Genomic DNA, 16,972 nt, shown 5'->3' on the forward strand with positions numbered 1-16,972 from the left:
CGTGCCGCCTTCTCTAGTCGTCGTGACGCAGCTTGAGCCAGCCGGCACGCAGTACCTGCGGGGCGGCGGGAACGGCTGTGGTGCTGGCCGGGCCGACACGTTCGGCACCGAGGTCGAGGATCACCTCGACGAGCGGCTCGGCTCCGGCCAGCACACCGGTCAGGGCCGGTCTGCTGTCGCTCGGGCCGACCAGGGCCCGTCCGGTGCCCGCCGGTGGCGGTAGCAGCCAGCCGACCCCGGGGGCCACCAGCAGGTTCCAGGCCGGGACGGCGACGGTGTCGACCAGTCGTGGCAACACCGTCTCCCGGCGCACCTGGAGGTCACCGAGCGCGGTCAGGGAGGCCTCGACCGCGTCCGTCATGGCCCGCATCGTCGGGTCGAGCAGGGCGTCGGCCCGCTCGTTGTCGGCAGCCACCCGCAGCGTCCCGGCCCGGCCGGGCACCGGAGTCAGCCAGCCGACGTGCGGGTCGCTCAGGTGGTCCCACAGCCGTCCGGCCAGCGCCGAGACGAAGACGTCCCGGTCGATGGCGGCGGCGGTGCTCACCTCCGACCAGGTGTCACCGGTGTGGCTCAGCCACGACCAGCGGTACCCCGGCTCCGTCGGCAGCGGCAGGTTCACCCCGGACAGGTCGGTCAGCAGCGGTGCGCAGGGGAAGGTCATCTCGATCGCGGACATCGACGTGGCGTAGTGCACGGCCGGGACGCCGATCGCCTTGACCGGTGCGATGCCCGAGGTCACGTGGACCTTCCCCCTCGGGTCGAGCAGCAGGCGCAGCACCCGGGGGGCCGCGTCGATCGCCTGCGTGACGTCGAGCGGCCCGTCGGCGCAGGTACGGATCGCCGGGTGCGGATAGGCCACCGACAGCGGCGTACGCAGGGTCGGATCGCCCTCGACCCAGTAGCCGATGGTGCCGTCGTCGAGTTGGTCGTGGGCGCCGATCCGGATCGGGAACCCCACCCGGGTGAAGCCGTCGGTGTCCCGGGTGGTCCGGCCCAGGTCCCCCCGGAACGCGTTCCATCCCTGGTGGACGGCCGGTAGCCCGAGCACCTCCAGATCGACCGCCGCGCGGACCAGCGCGACCGGGCGGCCGATCAGGACGGCCAGGTCGACGTGCTGGTCCACCCCCTCCGGCTCGATGTTGTCGAGGGCCCGGTCGAGGACGTCCATGAACTGGTCGACGAAGTCCGGCCCGTGGGCGAGGACGTCGGTGATCGTCGACCGCAGGTGCGGGTTGACGATGTCGTCCACCGTCTGCGCGCCGGTGCCGCCCGGCGCCGGGCACCACTGTGCCTCCTGGTCGACGTAGCCGAGCGCCCGACCCTCGTTGTCGTAGACCATGACGCTGGTGTCGAGGTGGTCGGGTAGGAACCACCCGCAGACCGGGCCGGTGTCGGGGTGCTCGTTGGTCTCGCCGTCGCGGTCCGCGGCCAGCCAGCGGAACACCACCCGGGCCGGTTGGCTCAGCCGGGGCGGCAGGGCCACCAGGTCCGGGTTCCCGGTCACCGTCAGGCTCTCCGCCGCGACGACCCGCCCGCAGTCGACGTCGCGGGTCTGCCCGAACGTGTCGACGAGGCGCAGGCGCAGCAGCCGCAGCGCCCCGGAGCGGATCGGGGCGAAGTCGTCGAGCGGTTCGGGGGCGCTGCGGTTGCTGATGCCGACGGCGTCGGCGACGGCGTCGGCGAACACCCGGTCCTCGGGGAAGCCGATCGGGTCGCCGATCGGCAGCTGGGGCACTGTCCGGTGCATGAGCAGGGCGTCGTGGAAACCGCCGAGCGACGGGGCGAGGCAGTCCATCCTGGCCACCAGGGCGTACGCCCCGACGGCGACGGCGACCGGATCGGCGGGTCCCTGGGCGGTGTACCAGTCCCGCAGCTGCACGGCGATGCTGCTCGGGTCGTCGACGGGGGTGACGCCGGTCGCGGCGTAGAAGTCGGGCAGGATCGTCTCGGCAAGGTACTCGGCGAGCGCGCCCCGCAGCCGCTCACCGGCGTGCGGGGTCAGCAGCGACGACCCGCTGTAGACCGCCGCGGCTGCGGCGAGCGTCGGCGCGGCCCCGGTGGGGACCAGGTCCGGTCCGGTGTGGTCGAGGGTGAAGTTGCCGGTGACGAAGTCGGGGTCGTAGCTGTCCACCTCCGGGTGGACGTTCCCGCCGGTGCGCAGCGGGAACACCTCGACCTCCCATTCCAGTCGGAACGGGTGCCAGGGGCTGCCGTCGCTGTCGTCGAAGGCGAAGTTGTCGGCGTCGCGCACCGTCGCCAGGAGGACGTCGAGGGCCTTCGGTTCACCGGCGACGACGTCGAGCAGCATCTCCTGCGGCACTGTGGGGCAGGTGAGCACCCCGTCCTGGCCGTGCCGGTCGCTGAGCCGGGCGTCCTGGCACGACAGGTGCACGACCGGGTCGGTGGGCTGCCAGTAGCGGGTGGACTGGGTGGGGGTCAGCGCGTACCTGGTGTCTGCCGCGCTGAGCGCCTCGGTCGAGTTGAGTGTGGCGAGCGCGGCGGCGGTGGCCGCGTACGCCGTCCGCAACCGGCTCTCCGGGGTGTCGCCCTCGGGCCGTAGGGCGGCGGCCAGTTCGGCCACCCGGGCCATGCTCCGCCCTTCGAGGAAGGCCCGCACCTCGTCGACGTCCGGGTAGGTCTCCGGGTCGTCGTCCGGCGGGTAGAGGCAGAGTTGGTACTTGTACCAGTCGGCGAAGAGCTGGGTCCGCAGCGACTCCAGCTCGGCGGCGGTCCGGTCGCGGACCTGCTGGGCGTCGTTGAGGGCGGCGAGCAGGCCGGCGAGCTCAGGGGCGAGGGAGAGCGGCACCTCGGCGCGGGCCTGCGCCGCGTCCGCGTCGGCGGGCACCGGGTCGGAGGTGGCCCGGTCGTCGACGATCGTCCACAGCCGTCCCCCCGGGTGGGCGGTGAACCCGCGCTCGTGGCGGGCCTCGCGGAACTTCGCGTCGACGTCCACCTGCCGGTGTGCGGTCCGCCCGGCCAGCAGGATCGCCTCGATCTGGTCCTCGACCCGGTACCGGTCGGCGCTGTCGAGGGTCTCGGCGAGGGCCACGGAGAGCGCCTCGGTGGCGGTGTTGCCGACGGTGACGATCGTCGGACCCGCCGTCGGTGCGGCCACGGGTGCGGTGAAGCCGCAGCTCGCGTAGCAGACCGTCCGGGTCACCGTCGCGTCGTCGGTGGCCGACCACCCCGCGTACTCCTCGAGGGTCCCGGTCACGGTCCGCAGGAAGTCCTGTTCGGGGTCGTCGTACCAGCCGACGAGGTCGTAGCGGAGGCCCTCGACGTCGACGACCTGGGCGTCGTGGAACCCGAACACGCTGTGGCAGTTGGAGTAGAGGGCGGCGAAGGTCGGGTCGCTGTGTCCGGTCCCGTCGGCCATGGCGAATCCGACAGCGGTCAGGGTGTCGACGTAGGCGGCGGCCGTGTCGCCCGCCTGCCACAGCTCGAACGGGACGGCGCGGCCCAGGAACCGGAACGGGCGGTGACGGCCCTGCGCCGGTGCGGGCGGGAAGGGGACCGCCACGCCCGCCGCGTCGCCGGTGCCGTCGGGGTGCAGGTAGTCGCTCTCGACCACCCAGCTGCGGGCCGGCAGGGTGGCTGTCGCACCGCGTCGGACCAACCACCGGTTGGGCACCGCGGGGAACCGCACGGTCCCGGCGGGCTGGTCGGGACGCTGTCGGCCCCGGGTCAGGGCGTCCGGAAGAGCCCAGTGCAGGTGTACGCCCGCCTGCAGGACCGCCGTGTCGTCCTGGAAGGGTCGGCCGACGATCTCCTCGCTGATCTGGGCGACGTCCCCGTTGCGGTCGGACTGACCGTCGAAGTAGGGCAGTCTGCTGTAGTCGGCGGTGGAGCGCACCACGACCCGATCGGCCGGACAGTGCAGGGCGTCGAGGTGGACAGGGACCATCAACGTACTGATCATGGAGTCTCCGATGAGGCCGGTCGCACTCTGCCACGGTGAGAGAAGGGGAATTCGGCGTCGGCCGTGGCACAACGTACCCAAGGGCCGCAGTTCTCGGCAACGGCCGCTGCCCGCCGAATCGTCGCGGATCGACTCCCGGCGGAATTCACCATCCTCCGAACCGCCGTCCCTTCGGTCGTTTGCCACAGGTGTGCGAGGTTCCCCTCTCCACAGCTTCTGACCTGCTCCTTCGTGGGTCCCGGGCGACGCCGGTGGAGGGGTTGGGAGGCAGTTCTGTCGACGGGGCCGGAAAGCGTTCGGCGCGCGGTGTCCGCACCGCGACAGAATGGGCGCCGATAGGAGGGTCCGGTGGTGTCGGAATCGCGTCAGTGAATCGATGTGGAGCGACGCCGTCCCGGCATCGGGGTCAGAGCGTCACGACGGCGTCTTCGGCGAGGGTGAACGGCCCGGCGTCGAAGACGAGTGCCGGCTGCCAACCGGGAGCAGGGGTGGGCGGGACGTGCGGGGTCTGCCCAAACGGGCCGGGGTTGCTCATGGCGGGTTGACTCCCCAGTCGGACGGTCCCCTGTGGACTCAAGGGTGACCCGGAAGACCGTGTCACAACGCCCTCGTCGGTGCCATGTCCGCGGGTGTCCGCTAGACGACTGTCGATCACGTTCCTTTCAGGCGAGTCGCTGATCCTCGGTCGGCCCCTCGGAGACCGGGTGACGGCCGACCGTCGGGGTGGTCGGCGAACCGCCTGTCGGGGAGGGCCGTCGGGCCGGACCCGACGGACGTGTGGTGGTGAAAATCGACATCAGGTCGGGTCAGGGTGTCGACACGGGTCCTCGGGTGCCTACGGTGGTGTGTCCGACGTGGCGGCCTCCGGCCGGGGTGCCGGGGTGCCGGGGTGCGGGGGGTGCTGGGGTGCGGCGGTACCGGGGTGCGCTGTCGGTGGTCGGTCCGACGACGACGGCGGCCCGTGGTGGCACCCGGTTCGGGTGCCACCACGGGCCGCGTGGGCGCGTCGGGTCAGCCGGCGCTGGTGGAGGCGTTGTAGAGGCGGTCGCCCTGGTAGCGGGCGGTCACCGGCTGGTCGAGGTCACCGGCGACGTTTCCGTTGAACTTCGCGACACCGTTGCGCAGGTTGGCGGACCCCAGGTGCCGGTCACCGGAGTAGAAGTCGACCTTCCCGGTGGGCGACGCGGTGCTGGTGGTGACCGGCGCGACCTCGGCGGAGGCGACGATGCGGTAGCGGTGCGAGTTGCCGGCCCGGATGGTCTCGGCGTCCACGCTGGTGGTGGTCGACCGGAACGCGACGGTCCGCAGGTAGTCGTTGAGCATCTGACGCCACACGTCCCAGACGTGGACCCCGTCGAAGTTGTACTCGGTGACCTCGACACCGGCGGCCCGCCAGTTCTCGGTCCGCTGGACGGAGTTCGGAGCGATGTTGATCAGCCAGTCCTGAAGGCCGGTGCCGACGTGGATTCCGCCGCTGACCTGCTTCATCCGCTCGATCTGGGCCGGGGTCGCGGTCACCGTGGTGTCGGCCGCGCCCCAGGCGGCGTGGTAGCCGACCAGGTCGGTGTTGTCGTAGAGCAGGGTCAGGGCGCGGGCCCCACCGGCGGAGAGGCCGCCGAAGGCCCGGTCCTGGGCGCGCTCGGAGACGTTGTAGTTCTTCTCCACGAACGGGATCACGTTGTTGCGCAGTTCGTTGACGTAGCCCTGGTTGCCGCCGGGCAGCCCGTTGAAGTCGGTGGAGACGATGACCGCCTGGTGGCCGACGCCGTCGCGGACGGCGTTCTCCAGGATCTCGTGGGCGACACCCTCCACGGTCCAGTCGGTGGCGTTGCCGCCGCCACCGTGGCTCAGGTACAGCGTCGGGTACGGGGTGGAGCGGTTGGGGTTGTAGCCGTGCGGCAGGTACACGACGACGTCGTGCTCGCCCACCGGGTTGGTGGACAGCGGCGAGGTGTACCAGCGCTGCTCCAACGTGCCCGACTTGTTCCGGGGCGAGGGCGCCTGGTAGCTGTTGTCGTAGGTGGGGAAGCGCTTGCTGTTCGGGACGTACACCCGGCTGAGCTGGGCACCGGTCGCGCCGGCGTGCGGCACCACCTCCAGCGGGCGAGCCGGGTCGGGGTGCAGGGTGCAGCCGCTGGCGGTGGGGCTTTCGCAGTCGTGGGCGAAGGCGTACCGGAAGGTGCCGGAGGGCAGCGGGGTGGTGAAGGTCCACACCCCGTCGGTGCCCTTGGTCATCGGCAGGGCGCGCCACGGGTCGGCCAGGATGTCGCCGGGCTGCCACTGGTCGCCGGTCCGGGAGTCACCGCAACCCACACAGGTGACGCTCTCGGCCTGGGAGAAGAACCATTCGCCGTAGATCTGGACGGACTCGACTCCGGCGGGGGCCGCGTACCGGAAGGTGACCGAGTGGCCGGTCGGGGCCTGGTTGGTCTGCACGACCTTCGGTCCCAGGTCGGCGGCGGGGGCGGCGATCGCGGCGGGGGCGGCGAGGATTCCTGAGGCGGCCGTCAGGCCGGCGATGAGACCGACGGCCAGTCCCCGCCGGGAGCGGCGGGTCGGTGAGGGGTGCGTGTGCGCAACGGGCATGTGCTTTCCCTTCGGAGGGCGGGTGGTCGCCGGGACCGCGCGGAGGCGGGTTCGGCGACCGGTGGTGGTGCGAAGTCGGCCCGATCGGGGTGGGGCGGCGGCACGGTGGCGGCCAGGTCGGGGAACTCGTTGAGGTATGTCGCTGCGGTGGTCACGATGCTCACACAAAGGTAATATCTTTGTAAACACATTGGTGACACCTTTTTGGTCGACGCCGGTGGCGGCAGCGCTCCCACACGACGCGCTAGGCTCTGCGCACACCGACGGATCGGGGATCTTTGATGGGCGAGGCGAACCGCGACACGGCGCGGGCGGCCGCGCCGGTGCTGCACGACCGGGTGCTCGACACCCTCGGGCTGGAGATCACCAGCGGGCAGCACACTCCCGGCGCCGCCCTCACCCTGGAACGGTTGCAGCAGCGCTTCGGCGTCTCCCGCACCGTGATGCGGGAGGTCATGCGGATCCTCGAAGCCCTGAACCTCGTCCAGTCCCGCCGTCGGGTCGGCCTGGTGGTCCAACCGCCGGCCCGGTGGCGGGTGCTCGACCCCCGGGTGATCCGCTGGCGGCTCGACGGCCCCGGCCGTGCCGACCAGCTGCGGACCCTGACCGAGCTGCGGATCGCCGTCGAACCACTCGCCGCCGCCAATGCCGCCCGGTACGCGACCACGGCCGACCGGGACCGCCTCAGCGCGTTGGCCGCCCGGATGCGTCAGCTCGGGGAGGCCGGTGCACTCGAAGCGTTCCTCGACGTCGACGTCGAGTTCCACGCCCTGCTGCTGCGCGGGTGTCGCAACGAGATGTTCACCGCCCTCACCGACGTGATCGCCGAGGTGCTCGCCGGGCGGACCGAACACGGACTCATGCCACGGCCACCCCGGCCTTTGGCCCTGGACCTGCACGACCGGGTCGCCGGTTGCGTCGCGGCCGGTGACGCCAGAGGCGCAGAGGTCGCCATGCGCGAACTCGTCGAGGAGGTCCGCGAGGCGATCAGTGCCACCGCGTCGTGCGGTGCCGGGGTGCGGTGAGCCGACCGGGGTCGCGGGTCACCAACCGAACGACACGTCCGCGCCGAGGCGGCGCAGGCAGGACGCCGGGTCGAGACCGGGGTCGTCGACGTCGGTCCGGTCCCACAGTGTCCGGGTGATCTCCGCGCTGACCAGCAGCGGGTGCACACCCGTTCCGGGGAAGCCACCCTCCGGTGTGGTCTCCGCGACGTCGACACGCACGGACCCCCGAACCGGGCCGTATCCGTTGAGCACGACTGTGGTCACCAGGCTGGGCGGCGCGGCGTCGAACGCGTCGGCCAGCGTCCGTACCGCCAGCCGGGCGACGAGGTCGGCATAGCGGTGTCGGATCTCCACCGGCGACCTCGGCACCGGCCGGACCGGTCCGGCCGGCGTCGAGGCCCGGTAACCCCGGGCGGCGGGAATGACGGTGGGTCCCGGCAACCGGCACTCCACCGACAGCCGGGCCGCCCACGGGTCGAACGCGACCGCGCAGGTCCGGGTCAGCCCGTCGGGGAACCGGGCACCCACCAGGACCCGGTGCAGGGCCTGGGCGAAACGCTCGGGACCGCGCAACGCGAAGGTGTACTCCAGCCGGTGGTGCACCTGCTGCCCCACCCGGTCCCGGCCCTCCAGCAGCCTGTCCAAGGCGCGGATCCGGTCGGCGACCGCCGCCGTCTGCCGACCGGCCTCCCGGGCCGCCGGCCACACCTGGTCGACCGGACCGCCGGACCCCGCACGGTCGGAGCGCCCCGCCAGGGCGGGACCGGCCGCGACGCCGGCCCGCCCGGTCGGGGCGGGCGAGGCCTGCTGATCCGGCATGGCATCCCCTCTGGACTGTCGGGACCACCGGCGGCGGTCAGGCATTGGCGGCGAGGTGTCCCACCGGTGAGGTCTGCGGGGGTGGTGGCAGTTCCGTCAGCCCCCGGACCGGGGACCGGACGATCACCACGACGGCGGAGAGGAAGCAGACCCCGGTGACGTAGAGGGCGGGGCGCAGCCCGACCAGGTCCGCGAGCACCCCGCCGAGCAGTCCGCCGATCGGCAGGGTTCCCCAGGACACCAGCCGGTATCCGGCGTTCATCCGGCCGAGCAGCTCCTCGGGGGTGATCGCCTGACGCAGGCTGATGATGTGGATGTTCGCCATCGTCGCGCCCGCCCCCATCAGGGCGAAGGTCACCACGATCAGGACGGTCCCGGCCGGGCCGCCGGTCGGGGCCAGGGGGATGAGCACCGGCGTGGCGCAGCACGCCACCAGGGCCGACACGATCGCCGGACCGAGCCCGACCAGCTGTTTCACCGGGCGGGCGACGAGGGATCCGAGCAGGGACCCGAACGCCCCCACGCTCAGGATCAGACCGATCGCCCCCGGGCCGAGCCCGAGGACCCGGGTGGCGTAGAGCACGAAGATCGTCTGCAACGACAGGAAGCAGAGGTTGTACAGACCGGACTGGAGGGCACAGGCCCGCAGCACGGGACTGCGGAAGATCAGGGAGATCCCCTCGGCGAGGGCCCGACGCAGGGGCACCGACCGCACCGGCCGCACCGGTGCCGGCTCCGGCCGTCGGACGGCGACCAGGGTGGCCACCGAGACGAGGTACGAGGCGGCGTTGACGAACAGCGCCACCGGTGCGCTCACCACCTGCACCAGCAGTCCGGCCAGACCCGGTCCGCCGATCTGCGCCAGGGAACTGGTGCCCTGCAACTTGCTGTTGCCCTCGACGAGTTGGTCGCGTCGCACCAGGGTCGGCAGGTACGACTGGTAGGCGATGTCGAAGACCACGGTGAGGGTCCCGACGAGCAGGGCCACGACGTAGAGGAACTCGATCCGGAGCAGACCGGCCACCGCCAGCAGCGGGACCAGGCTGACCAGCACCCCCCGACCGACGTTCGCCGCGATCATGAGGGGGCGTCGGCGGACCCGGTCCACCCAGACCCCCACCAGGAGGGTGACCACGAGGAACGGGGCGTACGAGGCGGCGTTGAGCAGGCCCACCTGCGAGGCCTCGGCGTGCAGCACCAGGACCGCGGTCAGGGGCAGGGCCAGCTGGGTGACCTGTGCGCCCACCTGGGAGATCGCCTCCCCGGCCCAGAACCGCAGGAACTGGCCGTCGTTCCAGAGTCCGTCGGGGGATGCCCTCCTCATGCCCGCGCGTCCACGACCGGCGCGTCGGCGTGGACCGGTTCCCCGCCGGAGGTCCCGGGACCCGTCGAGGCCGTCTCCTCGTCGTGGACGTGGAAGACACACCCGATCTGCGCGCCGTTGAGCATGCTCACGATGCCGACCGACGGGTCCGGGACCGCCCGGGCCAGGGTGCCCGCGTACCGGGACCCGATCAGCATGACCCCGTACGCCACGGCCATCCGGTCGAACCCGGGACCGGTGTCGGAGCGGAACCGTTCGGTGGTCGGCAGCACCCGCTGCTGCACCACGTACGGCCCGTCCACCGCCCCCCGGATCCGGCGCTCCCACTCGTCCTGGTCGACCGTCCAGCCGGGAGTCACCCCGACGCCGCCGTAGAGCAGTGTCGGCTTGAGCACCAGCTGCTCCCGGTTGGCCAGCGCGTACGGCACCAGGTCCACCCGGTCGTCGACCACGCTCACCTGCTCCTCCCGCAGGAACCGGGTCCACGGCAGGAGCCTGTCGACGAGAGCCGCCTCCTCGGCGGTGAACAGGTGCCTGGTGCGTTCGTCGCTGAGCAGCGCCAGGCTGCCCTTGTTGCCGTACAGCTCGCTGTCGAGGGGGGCGAACAGCTCCACCGTGCCCCGCTCCACGGCGTCGAACAGCGGCTCCACCCGGTCGTAGGTGCGCTGCTCGTCGGGCATCTCGCCGGGCAGGAACATCCGGTAGACCACGTCCACCCGCCGGTCGTCGAGCCGGACCTCACCGTCGACGTAGTCGAACTGGTCGAGGTGGCAGACCACCGTGTCGAAGCCCAGGTCGGTGAAGCCGGGCACGACGAAGTCCATCCAGCACTTGGTCTTCGCGAACCCCTCCGGCCAGTCGGTGATCGCCAGGAGCGGGCGGTGGATCCGGTCCAGGTGCGGGGCGCGGGCCCGCAACACCGAGACGATCTCGGCGAGCGGGTCCGGGAAGGTCAACCCCTCGTCGGCGGCGAACCGGGCGAACTCCGGGTCGCGGGCCAGGGCCCGCCCGAAGATGCCCATCTGCCAGCCCCCGAGGGAGCTGCCGGTGTTGAGTTCCATCAACCGGAAGCCGTCGGTCTGCCGGTAGAGGTCGGCCCGGGCCAGGGGGGCCAGCGCCGGTCCGGCACCCCGCAGGACCAGGTCGGTCTGGACCGGGGACATGCCGACCTCGACGGCGAACCGGCGCAGGTCGCCGTCGAAGAGCCGGCGGGGCAGCCCGGCGATCAGGTCGAAGAACCCCGCCAGGTCGGCCTCCAGACGGGTCAGTTCCCCGGCGCCGAGCAGGACCGGGCGGTTCAGTCCCTCGCCCCCGCCCGCGCCGTAGCGGAACCAGTCGTCGCCCCGGACCCCGGAGACCGTCATCCGGTGGGTGCCCCGCTGGTGGTCCAGGAACCGACGGGTCACCGCGTTCTCGTACGGCGCGCCGAGCCGGTCCTGCGGCGGGGCGGCCACTACCACGCGGCTCGCGTCCTCCGCCCGGTCCAGGGTGCGGCGGCAGTCGCGGGCGTCGTCGCCGACCGCGACCAGCGCGGCGGTACGCGGTGTCAGGGCGTGCGGTGGCGGCGCGATCCGGTCCCCGGGCGCGGCGAGCGGCACCGCGGCGACCAGCCCCGGGACGTCCGCCGGGTCGGGCAGGTCGACCCGCTGCACGGTCCCGCCGTGGGCGGGGTACAGGAAGCGGATCTCCGCGGTGCGGTTCCTCGTCGGCCGGATCGTCGGGATCCGGGTGAAGGCGATCTCCGCGGCGGCCCGGGCCAGGTCGATCCCGGTGGCCAGGGCGCCCAGGTGCGGGATGAGGTCACCGGCGAGCCTGCCGTTGATCTCGATCGGCCGGGGTCCGTCCGGTGTGAGCCGCAGCTCGGTGTGGGTGACCCCCCAGTCCACCCCGACCGCCCGGTGCAGGTCCTGGACCACGGTGGCCACCTCGTCGGCCCACGGTTCGTGACGCCACGGGCCGACCAGGTGACCGGCCTCCTCCGGGTACGGCGGGGTGCCCAGCCGCTTGTGGGTGACGAAGACCGGCTCGGCCACCCCGTCGAGCACGATGCTCTCCACGCTGATCTCGGCACCGGGAAGGTACTCCTCGATCAACACCCCCTCGGGGTTGCGGACGCCGGGCAGGCGGGTGGCGGCGGCGAGCCGGTACGCGGCGGGCAGGTCGTGCGGCCCGTCCACGACGGTGACCCCGTAGCTGCCCCCCAGGGACCGGGGCTTGACCACCACCGGGTAGCCGATCGTGTCGGCCACCGTGACCGCCTCCGGGAGGTCGTGGGCGAGGCCGTGGCGGACCGGTCGCAGCCCGGCGGCCTGCATCGCCTGACGGGCGGCGTACTTGTCCCGGCAGGTCCGCGCGGCCTCGACGCAGAGGTGACGCATGCCCAGCCGTCGGGCCACCTCGGCGACGGCGACAAGGGACCACTCGTCCCAGCTGACCACGGCGGCGTCGGCGACCTCGCCGCGCAGGTCGGAGACGGCCGGGAAGAGCTTGGCGCCGTCGGTGGTGTCGGCGATCCGGTGGGTCTCGACGTAGCGCGCCTGCCACGTCGGGGCCTCGGGCGAGACCAGGACGACCTCGTACGTCTCGGCCAGGGCGGCCAGCGCGTACTCCCGGTACGCCTGGAGTCGACTGCCGACCAGGATCAGGCGGGGAGCCTCGGGGTTCACGGGATGGTCCTCCTGCTCACGTTCGACGGGCTCGTGGACTGCGGGGTTCGTGGACTGCGGGTTCGTGGACTGCGGGTTCGCGGGGTCAGTCGGCGACCTGGACACAGGCCAGGTGGTAGGCGCCGGCGGTGGTGCGGATGGCGGCCTCGACGCTTCCCGAGGAGGCGCCCCGGAACCGGAACCGGGCACCGACGTGCTCGTACCCCCCGGTCCTGGGGATGACGGTGCCCGGCGGTGGGGCGACCATGGTGTACGGGCCGCCGCCGACCGGGGTGTCGTCCCGCCACCGGGCGTCTGTCACCCGGCAGGGTGCGGGGACCGGGGTGGGCAGCAGGAGGTAACCGCCCACCTCGTGGTGTTCCGGTGCCGGTAGCAGCGGCACCCGACCGAGCTGGATGTCGATCGCCGCCGCGACCAGGTCCACGCCGTGCACCTCCCGCCAGATGAACGGGATCTCCGCCCCGCCGACCCGGGCGCCGGCCTCCAGGAAACTCAGCCGGGGTGTCCCGTCCGGCCCGCGCTCGATGAACGTCTCCAGGTGGAACACCCAGGGTCGGGTGGAGAAGGCGGCGCAGACGGCCGCCGTGAACTCCCCGATCGCGGTCAGGGACGGCTCGTCGTCGATCTCCACCGAGCCGAGGTACGCGCCGTCGGTGAACTCCGCGCAGGTGTTGAGGTAGCGCGAGGCCCGCCAGGCCCCCAACCTGTCGCCCTCCCACAACCCGTCGACGTGCAGGATCTGCGCGTCGACGAAACGCTGCACGAGGTACGGCTCGCTGCCGATCGCTGTCGGTCCCGCCAGGTCGGCGTCGCCGTCGAGTCGGGCCACGCCCCGGCTGGCGGTCCCGGAGCGCGGTTTGATCACCACCGGCCATCCGTGCCGGGCGGCGAACTCCCGGACGGCGTCGACTGTCGGGGCGTCGGCGAACGGGGGTACCGGCAGCCCTGCGTCGGCGACCCGACGCGCCATCAGCAGCTTGTCCCGGTAACGGGCCAGTTCCTGGGGGAGCTGCCCGGCCAGGCCGTGCCGCAACCGGAGGGCTGCGGCGGTGTCCAGGTCACCCTCGTTGAGCGCGACCAGCCGGTCCGGCGTACCGAACCGGTCGGCGAGCCGGCGCAGGGCGGCGTCGGTGGCGGTGAGGTCGTCGGTGGCGTCGACCACCACCACCTCGGCGGCGGTCGCCGGGACCGAGGCGGCGGCCAGGGCGGTGGTGATGTACGTGACCCGGTCGGCGTGGTGGTCGAGGTAGTCGGCGTAGCGGGCGTGGTGGTCGCGCCACCGGTGCAGGACCACCACGTGGCGGCGGCGGTCAGTTGCGGTTGCCATCTGCGGGTCCGTCCGGTGTTCCCGGGTCCACCAGCCAGGCCCGGGCCGCGGTGACCATCGCCTGTACGCCCACGGCGAGGCTGGGCTGGACCACCGGAGCGAACGTGGCGGCGTGGTTCTGCGGGATGTCCTCGTCCACCCGGCCGGCCCCTACCGCCGCGAGATAGCGCTGCGGCTCGATCCCGCCGAAGAACCAGTACACCGAGGGGGCGCCGCACGCCGACCCGAGGATGCCGAAGTCCTCGCTGGCCGTGGTGGGTGGGATCGGCAGGACCCGTTGGGGGCCGAAGAAGGACCGGTGGGCGTCGGCGACCCGGGCCGTCGCGGCGGCGTCGTTGACGGTCGCGGGCAGGTGGTAGACGGAGGTGATCTCCGGTTCGAGGGTGGCCCCGGCGGCGGTGGCCTCGGCCCGGGCGAGACGTCCGATCAGCTCGATGACCCGGTCCCGGACCGCCGCCGAGGAGGTCCGGACGTTGATGGACAGCTCCGCCTCGTCGGGGATGACCGCGGCGGTGGTCCCGGCGTGCAGCGCCCCCACCGTGACCACCACCGGTTCCTGGGCCGCCACCGACCGGGAGACCACCGTCTGCAGGCGCAGCACCAGCGAGGCGGCCATCACCACCGGGTCGACGGTGGCCTCGGGCCGGGAGCCGTGCCCGCCCCGGCCGAAGAGCCGGACCCTGATGCTGTCGGTGGCCCCCATGACGGTGCCGGTGCAGGTGGCCACGACACCGGCCGGTCCGGGTCCGACGTGCTGACCGAGGATCACGTCCGGGGTGCCGAAGCGCTCGAAGAGCCCGTCGTCCACCATGGCGCGTGCCCCGTACCCGCTCTCCTCACCGGGTTGGAAGACCGCGACCACCGTGCCCTGCCAGTCCTGTTCGGCGGTGAGGACCGCGCAGGCCCCGAGCAGGCAGGTCACGTGCAGGTCGTGACCGCAGGCGTGCATCACCGGGACCAGGTTGCCCGCCTCGTCGACGGCGGTCACCGAGCTGGCGTACGGCAGGCTGGTCTGTTCCCGCACCGGCAGGGCGTCCATGTCGGCGCGCAGCATCACCACCGGCCCGTCGCCGTTGCGCAGCACACCCACCACGCCGGTACGCCCGACGCCGGTGGTGACCTGCCATCCCAGATCGGTGAGGCGGTCGGCCACCGTCAGCGCGGTCTTCTCCTCCTGGAAGGCCAACTCCGGTTGGGCGTGCAGGGTGCGGTAGAGCTCCTCCAGATCGGGTAGCGCGGGCCCGAGGGAGGTGAACAGTGTGGACATGGTGTCCTTCCGTGGGGGATTCAGCGGGGTGCGGTGAGGCTCTCGGGGCGGGTGGCGGTGCCGGTGTCGGGCGGTCTTCGTTCCCGCACCCCCCAGGAGGCCAGCAGTGCTCCGGCGGACATCACCGCGACCAGCCAGGGGACCCAGCCCACCCGACCGGTGTCGCGCAGCAGCTCGGCCACCATCGGGAAGGTGCCGCCGAAGAGGCTGATCGCGGCGGCGGCGGGCAGACCGACACCGAGGGTGCGGACCGCCGGGGGGAAGAGTTCCCCGGCGAAGACGTTGTTGACCGCCAGGGGGAGACCGAGCAGCCCGAGCAGGAGCACCGCGACCACCACCACCGGGAGCCGACCACCGGCCAGGCCGGCCAGGGCGGGGACGGCCACCACGGCCAGGCCGGCGAATCCGGCCCGCAGCACCCGTAGGGGGCCGACCCGGTCGGCCAGCCACCCGGCGGCGAGCATCGCAGTCAGCAGGACCGCCATGCCGACGAGGAGGGCGTTGGCCGTCTCGACGCGCGGGGTCCGGGCCACGTCGTCGGCGTAGACCGGCAGGTAGACGGTGCAGAAGTAGAACGTCACCGTCGCGCCGGAGGTGACCAGGAAGACCACCCCCATCGGGCGCAGGTTCGCCCGCAGCAGGGCCGGGATCCCGACGGAGGTCCCCGGGGCGGCGGCCCGGGCCTGGAAGACCGGACTCTCGTCCACCCCGGTGCGGATCCAGAGGGCGACCAGGCCCAGGACGGCACCGACGGCGAACGCGATCCGCCAGGCGCCGTCGCGGACCCCGTCCTCGCCGTACCTGCCCAGCAGGAGGGCGAGGACGAGCAGGGACAGTGCGCTGCCGAGCACGATGCCGCCGTAGGAGACGGCGCTGTACCGGAACCGACGCGACGGCGGCGCGGTCTCGGTGACGTACGCGGCGGCGCTGGGGTGTTCGCCGCCGACGGAGAGCCCCTGCACCAACCGGGCCAGGACGACCAGCAGGGTGGCGGCGATACCGATCTGGGCGTGGGTCGGCACCACGGCGATCAGGGCGGAGCCGGCGGCGACCATCCCGACGCTGAGCACCAGGGCGGTGCGGCGGCCCCGGGTGTCGGCGACCCAGCCGATGACCACACTGCCGAGCGGGCGGACCAGGAAACCGAGGGCGAACCCCAGGTACGCGGCGACCAGTCGGGCGGTCGGGGAGGTGCCGGGAAAGAGCTGGTCGGCGAAGTACGGGGCGAGCACCCCGTAGACCGTCCAGTCGTAGGACTCCACCAGGGAGCCGACGCTGGCGGCGACCAGCTCCCGCCGGGGTCGGCGGCCCCGGCGGGAGTCGGCGGTCGCCGGGTCAGTGGCCATCTGCTGTTCCGTAGGCCCGGACCCCGCCGACGTCGTCGGTGGGGACGGCGTGCAGCCGGAAACCGGTCGGCGGCAGCCGGTCCAGGCCGGTGAGGTGGCCGAGAGTGGGCACACCCCGGCCGGTGAGCAGGTCCCCGACGGGGTCCAGGGCGGGGCCGTCGGCGCCGACCAGGGCCGCCCCCTGGTCGGCGAGCCAGGTGGCGGCGGCGGCCGTCAACCGGGGCCGGGCCGCGTCGTCGGTGCCGCCGGTGTGCAGCACCACCGCGTGTCCGGCGACCTCGTACGGCACCAGCGCCGACCTGTCGACGGTCGTCGACGTGCTGCCGGTGAGCCGGACCAGGACCCCGGGCAGGTCGACCAGCCCGTGGAGGTCCACCCGGCCCCGGTCCCTGTCGACCGGACCCCGCCGCAGCACGGTGGCCGTACCGGTGAGGTCGACGGGTCGCCGGGGCGCGGTGGCGGTGGCGACTCCCCGGGAACCCTTGTGCGGTTCCCGGAGCAGGGTCTTGTTCTTGACGACGGTCCGGCCGACCATCAGCAGGCCGAGGTGGCGGACGAGCAGGTCGCCCAGGTCGTCCTCGGCGATGTCGGTGCCGGGGATGTCGAGCCGGAATCCCTGCACCTGCAGGGCTCCGCCGTTGCTGAATTCGATGTCGGCGTCGAACTCGACCCGCCACTGGTCGACGTCGGTGCGCTGGTCCACTGTTCCGT

Annotated in this window: 11 protein-coding genes; 1 reads left to right on the top strand and 10 read right to left on the bottom strand. The window is 72.8% G+C overall.

The genetic code is table 11. From position 1 onward, the window contains the following. Positions 1-13: 13 nt before the first annotated feature. The 3 genes from WHN02_RS16390 to WHN02_RS16400 form a co-directional block, all read right to left on the bottom strand. Positions 14-3,919, bottom strand: coding sequence for a hypothetical protein (locus WHN02_RS16390; protein ID WP_434739615.1), 3,906 nt, complete (start codon positions 3,917-3,919; stop codon positions 14-16). A 406-nt stretch (positions 3,920-4,325) separates the two neighbouring features. Continuing rightward, complete coding sequence (locus WHN02_RS16395) at positions 4,326-4,454, bottom strand: hypothetical protein (protein WP_434739616.1); 129 nt, start codon at positions 4,452-4,454, stop codon at positions 4,326-4,328. Positions 4,455-4,930: 476 nt separating this feature from the next. Continuing rightward, a complete protein-coding gene (locus WHN02_RS16400) occupies positions 4,931-6,505 on the bottom strand; it encodes an alpha/beta hydrolase-fold protein (RefSeq protein WP_434739617.1) in 1,575 nt (524 codons plus the stop codon). Positions 6,506-6,786: 281 nt separating this feature from the next. On the opposite strand from WHN02_RS16400, the gene WHN02_RS16405 reads away from it, so the two are divergent. Continuing rightward, positions 6,787-7,530 (top strand): FadR/GntR family transcriptional regulator, encoded by a 744-nt coding sequence (locus WHN02_RS16405; protein ID WP_434739618.1) that lies wholly within the window; start codon positions 6,787-6,789, stop codon positions 7,528-7,530. A gap of 18 nt (positions 7,531-7,548) precedes the next feature. Here the strand turns inward: WHN02_RS16405 and WHN02_RS16410 are convergent, their stop codons facing one another. The 7 genes from WHN02_RS16410 to WHN02_RS16440 all read right to left on the bottom strand — a co-directional run bounded on the left by WHN02_RS16410 (position 7,549) and on the right by WHN02_RS16440 (position 16,964). Continuing rightward, complete coding sequence (locus WHN02_RS16410; protein WP_434739619.1) at positions 7,549-8,331, bottom strand: hypothetical protein; 783 nt, start codon at positions 8,329-8,331, stop codon at positions 7,549-7,551. Positions 8,332-8,368: 37 nt separating this feature from the next. Next, on the bottom strand, positions 8,369-9,655 hold the full coding sequence (locus tag WHN02_RS16415) for an MFS transporter (RefSeq protein WP_434739620.1): 1,287 nt from the start codon (positions 9,653-9,655) through the stop codon (positions 8,369-8,371). After that, on the bottom strand, positions 9,652-12,321 hold the full coding sequence (locus WHN02_RS16420; RefSeq protein ID WP_434739621.1) for an ATP-grasp domain-containing protein: 2,670 nt from the start codon (positions 12,319-12,321) through the stop codon (positions 9,652-9,654). The genes WHN02_RS16415 and WHN02_RS16420 overlap by 4 nt, the downstream gene beginning before the upstream one ends. An 85-nt stretch (positions 12,322-12,406) precedes the next feature. After that, positions 12,407-13,648: an ATP-grasp domain-containing protein gene (locus tag WHN02_RS16425; protein WP_434739622.1), complete on the bottom strand. Its 1,242-nt coding sequence runs from the start codon at positions 13,646-13,648 to the stop codon at positions 12,407-12,409. Beyond that, positions 13,632-14,915, bottom strand: coding sequence for an amidohydrolase (locus tag WHN02_RS16430; protein ID WP_434739623.1), 1,284 nt, complete (start codon positions 14,913-14,915; stop codon positions 13,632-13,634). The genes WHN02_RS16425 and WHN02_RS16430 overlap by 17 nt, the downstream gene beginning before the upstream one ends. A 20-nt stretch (positions 14,916-14,935) precedes the next feature. Beyond that, positions 14,936-16,261, bottom strand: a complete 1,326-nt coding sequence (locus tag WHN02_RS16435) for an MFS transporter (RefSeq protein ID WP_434739624.1) — start codon at positions 16,259-16,261, stop codon at positions 14,936-14,938. After that, complete coding sequence (locus WHN02_RS16440) at positions 16,251-16,964, bottom strand: cyclase family protein (protein WP_434739625.1); 714 nt, start codon at positions 16,962-16,964, stop codon at positions 16,251-16,253. Before WHN02_RS16440 ends, WHN02_RS16435 begins: the two co-directional genes overlap by 11 nt. Positions 16,965-16,972 lie beyond the last annotated feature (8 nt).

It is taken from the genome of Micromonospora sp. SH-82 (genome assembly GCF_051132485.1).
GTDB lineage: Bacteria > Actinomycetota > Actinomycetes > Mycobacteriales > Micromonosporaceae > Micromonospora.